General features: G+C 33.4%; 13 protein-coding genes. All 13 read left to right on the forward strand.

The features are described from left to right. Window positions 1-115 precede the first annotated feature (115 nt). The 13 genes from QZZ51_RS13795 to QZZ51_RS13855 all read left to right on the forward strand — a co-directional run bounded on the left by QZZ51_RS13795 (window position 116) and on the right by QZZ51_RS13855 (window position 12,672). Window positions 116-568: a DUF3291 domain-containing protein gene (locus tag QZZ51_RS13795; RefSeq protein ID WP_291870653.1), complete on the forward strand. Its 453-nt coding sequence runs from the start codon at window positions 116-118 to the stop codon at window positions 566-568. A 284-nt stretch (window positions 569-852) separates the two neighbouring features. Beyond that, entirely contained in the window at window positions 853-2,016 is a 1,164-nt protein-coding gene (locus tag QZZ51_RS13800) for a mannosyltransferase (protein ID WP_366511980.1), read from the forward strand. A 219-nt stretch (window positions 2,017-2,235) separates the two neighbouring features. After that, entirely contained in the window at window positions 2,236-2,865 is a 630-nt protein-coding gene (locus tag QZZ51_RS13805) for a GNAT family N-acetyltransferase (RefSeq protein ID WP_291870657.1), read from the forward strand. 33 nt (window positions 2,866-2,898) lie between these two features. Further along, complete coding sequence (locus QZZ51_RS13810) at window positions 2,899-4,089, forward strand: argininosuccinate synthase domain-containing protein (protein WP_291870659.1); 1,191 nt, start codon at window positions 2,899-2,901, stop codon at window positions 4,087-4,089. Beyond that, window positions 4,082-5,056: an N-acetyl-gamma-glutamyl-phosphate reductase gene (gene argC, locus QZZ51_RS13815; RefSeq protein WP_291870661.1), complete on the forward strand. Its 975-nt coding sequence runs from the start codon at window positions 4,082-4,084 to the stop codon at window positions 5,054-5,056. The genes QZZ51_RS13810 and argC overlap by 8 nt, the downstream gene beginning before the upstream one ends. A gap of 104 nt (window positions 5,057-5,160) precedes the next feature. Continuing rightward, entirely contained in the window at window positions 5,161-5,961 is an 801-nt protein-coding gene (gene proC / locus QZZ51_RS13820) for a pyrroline-5-carboxylate reductase (protein WP_291870663.1), read from the forward strand. Further along, window positions 5,958-7,082 carry an aminotransferase class III-fold pyridoxal phosphate-dependent enzyme gene (locus QZZ51_RS13825; protein WP_291870665.1) on the forward strand — a complete coding sequence of 375 codons (1,125 nt, stop codon included), beginning with the start codon at window positions 5,958-5,960 and terminating at the stop codon, window positions 7,080-7,082. The genes proC and QZZ51_RS13825 overlap by 4 nt, the downstream gene beginning before the upstream one ends. Continuing rightward, a complete protein-coding gene (locus QZZ51_RS13830) occupies window positions 7,082-8,278 on the forward strand; it encodes a glutamate-5-semialdehyde dehydrogenase (protein ID WP_291870667.1) in 1,197 nt (398 codons plus the stop codon). The genes QZZ51_RS13825 and QZZ51_RS13830 overlap by 1 nt, the downstream gene beginning before the upstream one ends. A gap of 56 nt (window positions 8,279-8,334) precedes the next feature. Then, window positions 8,335-9,099 (forward strand): glutamate 5-kinase, encoded by a 765-nt coding sequence (gene proB, locus QZZ51_RS13835; RefSeq protein WP_291870669.1) that lies wholly within the window; start codon window positions 8,335-8,337, stop codon window positions 9,097-9,099. Between the two features lie 21 nt (window positions 9,100-9,120). Next, entirely contained in the window at window positions 9,121-10,062 is a 942-nt protein-coding gene (locus QZZ51_RS13840) for an acetylornithine carbamoyltransferase (protein ID WP_291870671.1), read from the forward strand. Further along, entirely contained in the window at window positions 10,059-10,805 is a 747-nt protein-coding gene (locus QZZ51_RS13845) for an SDR family oxidoreductase (RefSeq protein ID WP_291870673.1), read from the forward strand. The genes QZZ51_RS13840 and QZZ51_RS13845 overlap by 4 nt, the downstream gene beginning before the upstream one ends. A gap of 22 nt (window positions 10,806-10,827) precedes the next feature. Beyond that, the gene (argB, locus tag QZZ51_RS13850) at window positions 10,828-11,607 is read left to right on the forward strand and encodes an acetylglutamate kinase (protein WP_291870675.1); all 780 of its coding nucleotides are present in this window, start codon (window positions 10,828-10,830) and stop codon (window positions 11,605-11,607) included. Then, window positions 11,608-12,672, forward strand: a complete 1,065-nt coding sequence (locus QZZ51_RS13855; RefSeq protein WP_291870678.1) for a M20/M25/M40 family metallo-hydrolase — start codon at window positions 11,608-11,610, stop codon at window positions 12,670-12,672. Window positions 12,673-12,813: the final 141 nt, after the last annotated feature.

The following is a 12,813-nucleotide window of genomic DNA, read 5'->3' on the forward strand; positions in this document are numbered from 1 at the left end:
TGTACAAGGGGTTCTTTTTTGAAAATCAATATATTTAGGCCGTAAAACCTGTAAAATGGCTAGATTTTATGTGCCCTGAATTTATTTAGGACAGGATTGAAATTTAATATAAAAAATGAACTACCAATTAGCCGAAATAAATATTGCTCGTATTAAAGGTGTTACCATAGATGACCCTATAATGAAAGAGTTTGTAGATAATTTAGATGCTATAAATACGCTTGCCGAAAATAGCAACGGTTTTATTTGGCGTCTTAAAGATGATTCTAACAACGCTACGAACCTTAACCTCTATAATGATGTACAGGTTATAATTAATATTTCAGTTTGGGAGGATGTAGAGGCTCTTGGTAATTACGTTTACAAAACAGTCCATAGCGATTTTTTAAGAAGGCGCAAAGAATGGTTTAAAAACTATGGAGAAGTAAGTACTGCCATGTGGTGGGTACCAGAAGGCGAATACCCTTCTGCAGAAGAGGCCACGGAAAAACTGGCAGAGCTTCAAAAAAATGGTCCATGTAAAAGTGTTTTCAATTTTAAAAAACCTTTCCCCAAGCCTAACAAATAGCTGTTTTATAAAAAGACTTTATTTGTTATTAAAAAACAATTTCTATTATTAGGTTCTTTGTATATTGCAAGTAAACTAATCTAAGCATGTGGAGGCAACTCACTTCCAACTGGAAACTGCATAAATACTCCATGTTATTGGTGCTTTTAAGTATTATTTTCTATACTTCCTTTGCTTATAGTCTCCATAGAGAAGACTTTATAAAACTTCTCTCTCTAGTTTTTGGCTTATTTTTTCTCTGCTTCAAGCTAATACAATTCCAAAAATGGAATTTTAAATTCTTATTGGGTACAGGAATTATTTTTAGGTTAGTATTTCTCTTAGCAGAACCAAATTTATCGCAAGATTTTTATCGTTTTATTTGGGATGGAGAACTTATAGTCCATTTAAAAAACCCGTATTTATATTTACCCAATGTCCTTATAGAGCAAAAAGATTTAGCTATTGCAAATGCCCAAGAGCTTTATAATGGCATGGGAGATTTAAGTCCAAAATTCTACAGCAATTACCCTCCACTAAATCAGTTAATATTTGCTCTATCTGCACTACTAGGAGGAAAAACAATACTAGGTTCTGTAATTGTAATGCGCATTGTTATTATTCTAGCAGATATTGGCATTGTATATTTTGGACGCAAACTTCTAAAAAACCTTAACCGCTCTCCTCATTTAATATTTTGGTATTTCTTAAATCCATTAGTACTTATAGAACTTACAGGAAATTTACACTTTGAAGGAGTTATGCTTTTCTTCTTTATCTGGTCTTTATACTTATTATCTGTAAACCAATGGAAATCTAGTGCTATTGTTTATGCTCTTTCTATTATGGTAAAACTAGTGCCAATTCTATTTCTGCCACTGTTTCTAACCCATTTTAAATTTAAAAAAAGCATTCTGTTTTATACTATTATTGGAACCACTATGGTAGTGCTACTACTTCCTTTTTATTCCCCAGAATTCTATGCTAATTATTCTAAAACCATTAGTCTTTGGTTTTCTAATTTTGAATTTAATGCTGGTATATATAATGGAATAAAACAAATAGCTACTGCTTATGACGCTAAACCTTGGGAACTTATAAATACCTATGGAAAAATAACACCATTAGTAACCATAAGTATTGTTCTTTTATTTACTTTCTTGAGTAAAAACAAAAACCTGAACACCCTAATTTCCTCCATGCTTTTTGTATTGAGTATCTATTATTTTATCTCGCCAACAGTACATCCTTGGTATGTAATTTTCCTAATTCTGGTAACTATTTTTACTCATTACAGATATTCATTACTGTGGTCGGCAGCTGTTTTTTTAAGCTATTGGGCTTATAGTCAACCAGATTTTAAAGAACACTTAGGATTATTAGCAATTGAGTATATCGCAGTATTTGGGTTTCTTATCTATGAATTAATAATACTTCGTAACAAAAAACCTATTTTTTGTAAAAATTAAACACTTACCATTGCCCATTCAGTATAATTTGTACATTTGAGGTATAATGAACACAAAAGCACATACATATACAAACATCTGGGCAACTGCTCCAGCTCGTTCTTTTGTGCCTACTCGCCGCCGCCCGTAGGGGTGCATAATATTTCTGGAAATAGGTGAGTCCATTTCCCTTCTCAAAATAATAAAAACCATTCATTTTTTAAATTAAACAAGCATTCAATGAAAATTGTAATTGCTAATACATCACATTTTACCTACGCTGATATTATTTGCGAAACCATTGTAGAATCTGCAAAAGTAAGAGGAACTGGTATTGCAAAACGTAGCCCAGAATATATAAAGCAGAAGCTTAAAAAAGGTAATGCAGTTATTGCTCTAGATGGTAAAAAATTTGCTGGTTTCTGTTATATAGAAGTCTGGGGGCATGAAAAATTTGTTGCCAATTCTGGCCTTATTGTACACCCCGATTTTAGAAAACAAGGTTTAGCTAAAAAGATTAAAAAGGCCGTTTTTGATCTTTCCATAAAAAAATTTCCAAACGCAAAAATCTTCGGAATTACAACGGGCCTAGCTGTAATGAAAATTAATTACGAACTTGGTTACAAGCCTGTTACTTTCTCTGAACTTACCGATGATCCAGAATTTTGGAAAGGCTGCCAAACGTGTAAAAACTTCGATATACTAACAAGAACCGAAAAAAAAATGTGCCTCTGTACTGGAATGTTACACAATCCTAATGCGGTACAAAAAGAAGACAAAATAGAGGTTAAGAAAAAAGTGAATAGCAAAGCTTTCCAAAGATTAAAAAAAATAAAAGAACAATTGTTTCTAAAGAAGAAACAAAAATAGACTTCCATTCCCATGGAAATAAAAAAGTAAAGAATGAAAAAATTAGTTTTAGCCTATAGTGGAGGATTAGACACATCGTACTGTGCAAAATACCTATCACAAGAAAAAGGATTTCAAGTACATGCCGTGAGTGTAAATACTGGTGGTTTTTCTGCCGAAGAGATTGCTACTATTAATAAAAAAGCTATCGATTTAGGCGCAAATACATATACTTCTATAGATGCCCTACAAACTTTTTACGACAAAGTCGTAAAATACTTAATCTTCGGAAACGTATTAAAAAATAACACCTACCCACTTTCTGTAAGTGCAGAAAGAATTGTACAAGCGATTGAGATTGTAAATCACGCTAAAAAAATTGGAGCAAAATATATTGCGCATGGTAGTACAGGTGCTGGTAATGACCAGGTTCGTTTCGATATGATTTTTCAAATCATTGCTCCAGAGATTGAAATTATCACTCCGATTAGAGACAATACGTTATCTAGAGAAGCAGAGATTGCATACCTAAAAGAAAATGGTGTTGATTATCCATGGGAAAAAGCTAAATATTCTATAAACAGAGGTCTTTGGGGAACATCTGTTGGTGGAGAAGAAACTTTAACTTCAGAAAAACCATTACCAGATAGCGCATATCCAAGTCCATTACAAGAAAAAGAGCCTACAGATGTAAAACTAACCTTTGAAAAAGGAGAATTAGTTGCTATCGATGGTACAAAAGATACTCCTGTTGCTAATATTGAAAAGCTAGAAATCATGGCGTCTAAATATGCTATTGGTAGAGATATCCATGTTGGTGATACTATTATTGGTATAAAAGGTAGGGTTGGTTTTGAAGCAGCTGCTGCTCTAATTATTATAAAAGCGCATCATTTATTAGAGAAACATACGCTAAGTAAATGGCAACAATACCAAAAAGAACAACAAGGTAATTTTTACGGAATGTTATTGCATGAAGGAAATTACTTAGATGAAGTAATGCGAAACATTGAAGCCTTCTTAACCGATACCCAAAAGAACGTTTCTGGCGATGTTTTCCTAAGTCTATACCCTTTTCAGTTTAGATTAAACGGAATTTCATCTAAACACGATTTAATGAATGCCTCTTTTGGTAGCTATGGCGAAATAAATAAAGGATGGACGGCAGATGATGCTAAAGGGTTTATAAAAATCTTATCGAATGCAAATAAAATATCTAACCACGTAAATCATAATCATGATTAAAGTAGGCATTATAGGTGGCTCTGGCTATACTGGCGGGGAACTTATCCGAATTTTACTGAACCACTCACAGGCAGAAATAGATTTTGTCTACAGCACTACCAGAGCTGGAAAAAAAATTACCTCTGCACATGCCGATTTATTAGGAGTTACAGAATTAGCTTTTACCGGAGATGTAAATTTAAATGTAGACCTAGTTTTCCTTTGCTTAGGGCATGGTAACTCTACAAAATTTTTAAACGCAAATCCATTCTCAGAGAATACTAAAATCATTGATTTAAGTAACGATTTTAGATTGAACGACGATGCTATTTTTCAAGGAAAAAAGTTTGTTTATGGTTTGCCAGAACTATTAAAAGCAGATATTAAAACTGCAAATTACATTGCTAATCCTGGCTGTTTTGCAACGGCCATTCAACTCGCCTTATTACCTCTCGCAAAAGATAACAAATTACAGAATGAGGTACATATAAATGCAGTTACGGGTAGTACTGGAGCTGGTGTTAGCCCTTCTGCAACATCGCATTTTAGTTGGAGAAATAATAATGCATCCTGGTATAAACCATTTACGCATCAGCATTTAGGAGAAATAGGAGAAAGCTTAAATAGTTTACAAGAGAATGTTGGCCCATTGTTCTTCCTTCCTAACAGAGGAAACTTTACAAGAGGAATTTTTGCTACGCTATATACTAAATATGATGGTAGTCTAGAAAGTGCTCAAGTGCTTTTTAAAGATTTTTATAAAAATGCGCTTTTTACGCAAATATCAGATGAGCCTATTGATTTAAAACAAGTAGTAAACACCAATCAGGCTCATATTCACTTGCATAAGCATGGAAACACTTTATTAATTACTTCGGCAATAGACAACCTTTTAAAAGGAGCATCTGGGCAAGCAGTGCAAAACATGAATTTAATGTTTAGTTTTAATGAAAATGAAGGCCTTCTTTTAAAAGCAGGAGTGTTTTAGAATTCTATGGCGTAAGGAGATATCAATATTGTATTTAAATATAAAAATGAAAAAATAAGTACCTTATAATCAAAACTTAAAATCAACTACTAAAAACAATAATAATGAAAATAGCAATCATAGGAGCAGGTAACTTAGGAATTTCTATTGCCAAAGGAATTTTAAATTCTAAAGGCTCTAATTATATGTATCTAACAAAAAGAAATCCTACGCAAATTTATAGTTTCGAGAAATATGGTAATGTAATCATCACTTCAGATAACCGAGAAGCTGTAAAAAAATCTAATATCCTAATATTTGCTGTACAGCCTAGTCAGTTAGAAGAAATTTTAGTTGACATTAAAGATTTACTAAATAGCAAACATGTAGTTATCTCTACTATTACAGGTTTTAGTATTGCTAAAATAGAATCTATCATAGGAGCAAAACATCATATTATTCTTAGTATGCCTAACACTGCTATTTCAGTTGGCAAATCTATGACATGCATCTGTAGCAATAAAAAAGGCCAATCTAAAATAGACTTAGCAAAGGCCATTTTTAATAAAATGGGACATAGTTTAGAAATTCCTGAAAACCAAATGCAAGCAGCAACTGTAATCTGCGCTAGTGGCGTTGCTTTTTGGATGCGTTTAATACGTGCTACTACCCAAGGCGCTATTCAATTAGGCTTTGATTTTAAAGAAGCCCAAGAACTAGCAATGTATACTTGTAATGGTGCCGCAAGACTTTTAATAGATTCTGAAAGTCATCCAGAAGCAGAAATTGATAAAGTAACCACACCTAAAGGATGTACCATTGAAGGGTTAAATGAAATGGAACACCAAGGATTAAGCTCCTCCTTAATACAAGGAATTGTTGCTTCTTACGAAAAAATTAGTACCATAAAAGAAAGTCAATTATGAATTTGTTTGATGTTTACCCACTATATAACGTAACGCCAGTCTCTGCTAAAGGAATGGTTATTATAGATGACAAAGACCAAGAATACTTAGATTTTTATGGCGGTCATGCTGTAATTTCTATTGGGCATAGACATCCTTACTATGTAGAAAAATTAAAAAACCAATTAGATAAAATTGGCTTTTATAGTAATGCCGTTCAAAATCCATTACAAGTAGAGCTCGCAAACAAATTGGGTGTACTATCGCAATGCGAAAACTACAATTTATTCCTTTGTAATTCTGGAGCAGAAGCCAATGAGAATGCTTTAAAAATGGCTTCCTTTAAAACTGGAAAATCGAGAGTAATAGCCTTTAAAAATGGTTTTCATGGAAGAACTTCTGCTGCCGTTGCAGCAACAGATAATGAAAAAATAAATGCACCACTCAATAAACAACAAAAAGTAACTATTCTACCTTTTAATAACATTGCAGCTTTTACTTCAGAAGTTGAAAAAGGAGATGTTTGTGCTGTTATTTTAGAAGCAATACAAGGGGTTGGTGGCTTGGATGAGCCTAGTAATGAGTTCTTTACAACTATCGCAAAACTATGCAAGGAAAATAAGGTTCTACTTATTGCCGATGAAGTACAATGTGGATTTGGCAGAAGTGGTAAATTTTTTGGATTTCAGCATCATAATATAAAACCAGATATTATTAGTATTGCCAAAGGAATGGGAAATGGTTTTCCCGTTGGAGGTATTCTTATTCATGAAAGCATAAAAGCATCTTATGGTCTTTTAGGAACTACTTTTGGAGGTAACCATTTGGCTTGTGCTGCAACAACAGCGGTTTTAGACGTTTTAGAGAATGAAAACCTAATAGAAAATGCTGCAGAAGTAGGGAATTATTTTATAGAAAAAACAAAAGAAATTCCAGAGATAAAAGGCATTAAAGGAAAAGGGTTAATGCTTGGAATTGAATTCGATTTTGAAGTAGGAGAACTACGTAAAAAATTAATTTACAATCAGCATATTTTTACAGGCGGTGCTATGAATAAAAAACTACTTCGTTTTTTACCAGCACTAAACTGTACCCGAGAACAAATAGATATATTTTTTAATGCCCTTAAAGAAGAATTATAGTGAGCATTCTATTAAACATACAAGAACGTAACGCAGTATTACTGTATATGGCCAATTTAATTGTCGAAAAAAAATCTACCATACTAGCTGCTAATAAAAAAGATTTAGACACATATTCTGGTAAAGATTTAGCCATGAGAGACCGTCTAAAAGTAGATCAAGAAAAAATAGTCGGTATGGCTCTGTCGCTAAGGAAATTAGCAAATGAAACAGACCCTTTAGGGGTTGAACGTTTTTCTTTCACACACGATAATGGCATTCAAGTAAGTAATAAAACTGCTCCATTTGGTACTATTTTAATTATTTATGAATCTAGACCAGATGTTACCATTGAGGCAGCCGGAATTGCATTTAAATCTGGGAACAAAATACTCTTAAAAGGTGGTAAAGAATCTCTTAATAGCAATTTAGTATTAGTAGATTTATGGCATAAAGCTTTAGATACCAATGCATGTTCTAAAGACTGGGTTACCTATTTACCGTTAAACAGACAACAAACACAAGAATTCTTAGAAAAACCAACCCAAAAGTTAGACTTAATTGTACCAAGAGGTGGTGAAAAATTAATCCATTTTGTAAAGCAGCATGCTACCTGCCCCGTTATAATAAGCGGTAGAGGAAACAACTTTGTATATGTAGACACAGAAGCAGATTTACAAATGGCATTAGATATTATTATAAATGGAAAAACCACAAAAATTTCTGCTTGTAATGCCTTAGACAAAGTCCTTATAGCTGCAGATATGCCTAGAAAAAAGCAGTTTGTACAACACCTAATGGCTGAGCTTAAAAAAAGTAATGTAGAAATTTTTACAGACGAAGCCTTCTCTTTCTTAGACGGAACAACCCTTATTGAAAGTGATGCGGTTTGGTATAAAGAATTTTTAGATTATAAAATTGTTCTAGGCCAAGTTCCTTCCTTAGAAGAGGCTATTTCCAAAATAAACACCTATGGTGGTGGGCACTCAGCAGCGATTATAACATCTAATAAAGAAAATGCAAATGTATTTATGCAATCGGTAGATACTGCCGCTGTTTACCATAATGCATCGACAAGATTTACAGACGGCGGTCAATTTGGTTTAGGAGGAGAATTAGCAATAAGTACGGATAAATTACACCAACGTGGACCAATAGGATTGCAACATTTGGTTACTAACAAATGGTATATTCTAGGAAACGGACAAACAAGATAACTCTCTAATAGCAGTTTTTAATAACAGTTAGATAGATGTCTAAGGAAAAGTATTAAATGAAAAAAAAACGTATTTTACTAAAAATCGGATCCAACACTTTAACCAAAGAGACGGATCATATTTCTAGAGGAAAAATTGAAGACATTGGTAGGCAAATTGCACATTTACAAAATGAATATGAATTTATCATTGTAAGTTCTGGTGCTATTGCTGCAGCAAAACAATTTGTAAAACTAGAGCATAACGGAGAAGAAATTAACATTAAACAAGCTTTAGCTTCTATTGGGCAGCCACACCTAATGCGTATTTTCCAAGAAAATTTTAGAGAACTAGGTCTTTTTACATCCCAATGTCTATTATCTTATTCTGATTTTGAAAAAAAAGAAGCGCAAATCAATATTAAAAACACCATAAATGTATTAGTTTCTAACAATTTTATTCCAATAATTAATGAAAACGATACGGTGGCAACAGATGAAATAAAATTCGGAGATAATGATAAACTTGCTGCCCTAACAGCTTCTTTATTACAAGCCGATTTATTAATCATAGCAACCAACACCTATGGTATTTATACCAAATATTCCATTGAAAATAAAAAACCATGTACTATAACTTCGGTAAGTGACTTATCTAATTTATCAAAGGAAATAAGTAACGAGAAATCTTCACATGGAACTGGTGGAATGCAGTCTAAAATAGAAGCTGCAACTATAGCACAAAAGGCAAACATTGAAACTTGGATTGTAAACGGCTTAAAAGAAAATTTTATTCTAAACGCCTTAAATAATACTACAAACTATACAAAAATAAACCCCTGAACATATTTAAAAAAACTAACCATGAAAAACTATCTTTCTATAAATGATATTGATTCATTACAAAAACTAGTAGAGGAAGCCAAAAAAAGTAAAAAAAACCCAAAAGCAGATATAAAACTCGGCACTAATAAAACTATTGGTCTATTGTTCTTTAACAATTCTTTACGTACGCGTTTAAGCACTCATAAAGCAGCCATAAATCTGGGTATGGAAGTAATAGTCATGAATTTTGGTAATGAAGGTTGGGCATTAGAATATGAAGACGGCACTATAATGAACAAAGGCACTTCGGAGCATATAAAAGAAGCAGCACAAGTAGTTTCTCAATACTGCGATATTATTGGTATTAGGGCCTTTGCTGAACTAACAGACAAAGAAAAAGATGAGGCAGAAGTTGTTCTAAATGGTTTTAAAAAATATGCTTCTGTACCCATTGTAAATATGGAAAGTTCTGTTGGTCATCCATTACAAGGACTAGCAGATGCAATTACCATAGAGGAAAACAAAACTAAAAAAAGACCCAAAGTGGTTTTATCATGGGCGCCACACCCTAAAGCTTTGCCCCATGCTGTAGCAAATTCATTTGTAGAAATGATGCAGTTACAAGATGCAGAATTTGTGATTACACATCCAATCGGTTATGAACTTAATCCTGAAATTACTAAAGGAACTAAAATAGAATATAACCAAGAAAAAGCTCTTGAAAATGCCGATTTTGTTTCTGTCAAAAATTGGAGCAATTATTCAGATTATGGTAAGATTCTAAACCAAGATACCAATTGGATGATTACCAAAGAAAAATTAGGTGCCGCCAAATTCATGCATTGTCTACCCGTAAGAAGAAATGTAGTTGTTAGTGATGATGTGTTGGATAGTGACCAATCTTTAGTAATAGAACAAGCAAATAACAGAACATACGCAGCACAAATTGTGCTTAAAAAAATATTAAAAAATTTAGAATGAAACTCAAAAATAAAGTCGGAATAATTACAGGTGCCACTAGTGGAATGGGAAAAGGAATTGCACAGGCTTTTGTAAAAGAAGGTGCCAATTTAGTACTGTCTGGAAGAAATTTAGATAGAGGGAAAGAACTAGAGAAGAATTTGAAAGGCTCTATTTTTATTGCTGGCGATATAAGTAAACCTGAAACGAATGAACAACTCGTAAAAGAGACCATTAAAAAATATGGCAAACTAGACTTTATTTCGCTAAATGCTGGTACTCTGGGTATGGGTAATGTAGTAGATTTACCAATATCGGAATGGAACCTGACATTAGAAACTAACCTAAGTTCCATATTCTATATGGCAAAATATGCACTACCCTATTTATTAAAAAATGACAATGGAAGTATCTTAATAAATGCTTCCATTGCTGCATTTAAAAGCTTTCCAAACCACCCTGCTTATTGTGCTTCTAAGGCCGCATCGATAGCTTTAATGAAACAAATGGCAGTAGAATATGCCCCTAAAATTAGGATAAACGCTATGTGCCCTGGCCCAGTAGACACCCCTCTACTATGGGATTCGGCAAAAGCTTTTACAAACCCAGGCAAAGCTATTGAAGATGCAAAAAACGCCACTTTACTGCAGCGATTGGGCTCCCCAAACGATATTGCAAAACTAGCATTATTTCTAATTTCCGAAGATTCCTCTTGGATTACAGGAAGTGCATTTACCATTGATGGAGGAATCATGAATGCATAATTAATCGCCAATTCAAAAAATAATGAAACAACAATTATCCATAGTCAAAATAGGTGGTAATGTTATTGAAAACAATACTAAACTCACTAAATTTTTGTTGCATTTTTCTAAAATTGAAGGGTATAAAATTCTAGTTCATGGTGGTGGAAAACTTGCAACAAAACTAGCTTCCAAATTAGGAATTGAATCGCAAATGATAAACGGGCGGAGAGTTACAGATGCTAAAAATTTAGAAATTATTACCATGGTTTATGGCGGACTCACCAATAAAAATATTGTCGCTAGCTTACAAGCAAATGGCACTAACGCCTTAGGGCTAAGTGGTGCTGATGGCAATACCATACAAGCACATAAGAGAGCTATAAAAGAAATAGATTTTGGTTTTGTTGGCGATATAGATGGTATAAATGCAGATTTTTTAAACATGCTAATTTTCTCTGGAATAACACCTGTTCTTTGTGCCTTATCACATGATGGAAAAGGAAATATATTAAATACCAATGCAGATACTATTGCATCTGAAATTGCTATTGGCATGAGCAATCTTTATGAAACTACCCTTTACTATTGCTTTGAGAAAAAAGGAGTCCTTTTAGATCTTGCAGATGAAAATTCGGTAGTAACAGATATTAATACTACTAAATACCAAGAACTTTTAGAGCAAAATATTATTGCCGACGGTATGCTTCCAAAATTAGAAAATTGTTTTCATGCGCTTACTAACAAGGTTTCTAAAGTCTGTTTAGGAGATATTGAAATGATACAGCCTAATCCAAAACTCTTTACCTCAATCACATTATAAATGAAACAGAAAGAACTAACAGAAAAAGCAATTTCTTTATTAAAAAAACTTATTCGTATTGAATCTTTTTCCAATGAAGAGGATAAAACCGCAGATGCAATTGAAGCATGGCTTACCAACTTTTCTATTCCTTTTACTAGAGAAAATAATAATGTTTACGCAAAAAATAAACATTGGGATGACTCCAAACCAACTTTACTTTTAAACTCGCATCACGATACTGTAAAACCTAATAAAGCATATACCAGAGACCCTTTTTTACCCGAAATAATAGATGGTAAACTATACGGTTTAGGTAGTAATGATGCTGGTGGTTGTTTGGTTTCTCTCCTAGCTGCTTTCACTCATTTTTTTCAACAAGAGAACCTAAACCACAACATTTTAATGGTTGCTTCTGCCGAAGAAGAAAATGCTGGAGTAAACAGTTTACGAGGTTTATTACCGAATCTTCCTAAGATTGATGTTGCCATTGTAGGCGAACCCACATTAATGAATTTAGCCATTGCAGAAAAAGGTTTGATTGTTTTTGATGCCGTCGTTAAAGGAACACCATCGCATGCAGCACATCCTAACGACAACAATTCTATTTATAATACTATGGAAGTATTAAAATGGTTTAAAAATTACAGATTCCCTAAATCCTCTGAGGCTTTGGGCGATGTAAAGCTTACGGTAACACAAATAAATGCTGGTAGTCAGCACAACGTAGTTCCTGCACAAGTACAACTGGTTATAGATGTTCGTGTTAATGACAGTTACTCTAATAAAGAAATTGCAGATATACTAAAAGCAGAAGCACCTTGTTCAATTCAAGAACGCGGACTTAAACTAAACTCGTCTAAAATTGACAAAGACCATGCATTGGTAAAAAGTGGAATTGCTCTAGGAAGAGAAACATATGGTTCTCCTACCCTATCTGACCAAGCAGCATTAACATGCCAATCTGTAAAATTAGGCCCTGGAGATAGCACTCGTTCGCACTCTGCCGATGAATATATTTATATCTATGAAATTGAAGAAGGAATAGACTTGTACATTAAAATATTAAATAGCTTTTTGCACTAAGCACGCAGTTAATTATTAAAATTTGAACTTAAAAATTAAACCATATGAAACTCTGGGATAAAGGATTTAGCACCGATAAAAAAATAGACCACTTTACTGTTGGTAATGATAGAGAGCTCGATTTGCAATTGGCAAAATACG

This window comes from Maribacter sp. (genome assembly GCF_016744255.1).
In the GTDB taxonomy this organism is placed as follows: domain Bacteria; phylum Bacteroidota; class Bacteroidia; order Flavobacteriales; family Flavobacteriaceae; genus Maribacter_B.